Raw genomic sequence first — 2,492 nt, 5'->3', positions numbered from 1 at the left:
CGCTCGGCCGTCAACTCCGGACGATTGAGATACCCGCGAGCGACGCCGGCGCCGCCGATGTAGAGCTCGCCGACCGCGCCCAGCGGCACCGGTTGGCGATGCGCATCCAGGAGATAGATGCGCGTGTTGGCAATCGGCCGGCCGATCGGAAGCGTGGCATGGTCCCGATACCTTTCGTCAATGAGGCACGTCAGCGCAAAGGTCGTGGTCTCGGTGGGGCCGTAGCAATGGATGAGATGTTGCGGACCTCCCTGTTTCAACAGCGTCCAGAACGACTCCGGATCATTGCGCTCACCACCACACAATAGATAGGTAAGGCGCGCCAAAGCTGGTGCGATGGTACGCACGTGCTGATTGAACAGCGCCGTCGTCAGGAACAGCGTCGTGACGGCGTGACGAGTGAGAATTTGCGCGAAACGAGAGGACTCGAGCGCGGAATCCCGATCGACTACGACGATGCTTCCGCCGTGGAGCAAGGGTCCCCACATTTCCATGGTGCTTGCATCGAACGCGGGATTGGATGCGAAGGCAACCCGGGATTGCGCATCGAAGGCGACATAGCCATTGTTGATGAGCAGGCGTTTGATCGCCCGGTGAGGTACCAGCACGCCTTTGGGATGGCCGGTGGACCCGGAGGTGTACATCGCATAGGCCAGCGCTTCATCGTGGCACGGCAAGTCCGGGTTGGTGGCGACGAGGCTGTCATCCTGGTGAGCGGGGATGGCCGTGACCGGTATGTCGAGTCCGGCGGGAAGGTCGTCGAGGCGGCCAATCAGCACGCGGCATGCGCAGCAGTCGGCGATGATCCAGCCGATGCGCGATGCGGGGGTCTGCGGATCGAGTGGAACATAAATGGCACCGGCCTTGAGTATCGCCAACTGCGCGACGACCAGTGCACTGCTGCGTTCCATCAAAGTGATCACATACTGCCCGGGACGAACACCTTCGGCGATCAGGTGGTGGGCCAGCTGGTTGGCTTGCGCATTGAGCTGGGCGTAGGTGAGCGACTGGTCTTCGAAGGTGATGGCGATGGCATCGGGGGTTTGCGCCGCCTGTTGCTCGAAGCAGTGGTGGACGCACAGATCCTGTGGATACGGTGCGTCGGTCTGATTCAACGTCTGCAGCAGCATGCGTTCTTCGGGGGGAAGCACATCGAGTTGTCGCACGGGAGTGCGCGGTGCCCGTTCCAGCGCATCGACCAATTGTTCCAACGCACGATGCATGAACTGACAGACACGCAGGGGAGAAATGGGCTGCACAACCTGGGCAGTCAGGCCAAGGCGGTCGCCAAAATCCTCGACGGACAGTGTGAAGGGGTAGTTGGTGCGTTCTTCAGCGCCAAGCCATTCCATTCCTTCATCGGTCGAAGCATCCTGCTGGGTGATGGGTGCTTCATTGTGACGGTAATTGAGCAATGCACTGAATAAGGGCTCCGCTGCAGCGACACCGCTGCACTTCTGCGCCAGGGCGAGCGAGGCGTGCTCGTGACGCAGCAACTCGGCCAACAGGCCATGCGTACGGCGCACGCTGGTTTCAACGTCCGTGTCGTCGAGATCGAGCCGCACCGGCAGAGTATTGATAAACAGTCCCATTGCCTGATCGGCTCCTTCGCCACCTTGCAGACGGCCGAACAGCACGGTGCCAAAGACCACCGATTCGCGTCCGCTGGTCCTGGCAACGACTTGCCCCCAGGCCAAGTGACACAAGCTGGCCAAGTTGACGCCAAGGCGACGTGCCTGAGTGAGCAGGCGATGATGAAGGGCTTGCGGCAGACTGCAGTGAGCCTGCTCGACGCGGCTACCGTCGCGATGCACGTCGCTCAAACCAAAGGGTGTCGTGGGCTCGTCGATATCCGCGAGCATGCTGCGGAAGAAATGTTCATGCTCTTCCTGGGGCAGGCCTAAACGCGCCTGAGCAACCAGATTGCGGAAGGGCTGTGGTGGGCGCAAGGCATTGCCGCGCCCTGCCAGGAAAGCCTGTACTTCGACATTCAGCATCTCCAGCGTGGAGTGGTCGCTGATCAGGTGATGCAGTTGTTGCAGTATTTGCCAACGCCCATGGTCCCGATCGTAGGCCACCACGAATCGAAGCAGAGGAGCCTGGGCGAGATCGATGCGGCTACGGCGAGGATCGAAGCGGTGCGCGAGTTGCTCGCTGATCGGCGCATCTCGCCCGTCCAGGGTCAACTCGGTTACCTGCAAAGGTGCCTGGCGCCAGACCACTTGTGCGGGCGTGGACAAACCTTCCCAGACAATAGCCGTACGCAAAATGTCGTGGCGATCCACGACGTTTTGAATGGCGGCGAGATAGCGATCGAGCAGGACTCGGTTGGCGAAGGCCATCTGGCCGTTCATCAGGTACGGATCGCCATCCGTCGCCAGAAGATGGTGGAACAGGATGCCTTCCTGCAATGGCGAGAGCGCGTAGATGTCCTGGATATTGGCGATGCCGCCGGGCACGTGGGCGACGATGCGGTCGATGTCGGCTTGGGT

1 protein-coding gene is annotated in these 2,492 nt (G+C 61.1%); it reads right to left on the bottom strand.

What is annotated here, in order from left to right; translation table 11 throughout:
* On the bottom strand, positions 1-2,492 hold a 2,492-nt coding region (locus tag ISS99_RS00070), incomplete at both ends, for an AMP-binding protein (protein WP_204629525.1).

The organism is Dyella mobilis (assembly GCF_016904945.1).
Classification (GTDB): domain Bacteria; phylum Pseudomonadota; class Gammaproteobacteria; order Xanthomonadales; family Rhodanobacteraceae; genus Dyella_B; species Dyella_B mobilis.
Note: the sequence above shows the minus strand (reverse complement) of the source record. Positions and strands in the feature narration are given on the sequence as shown.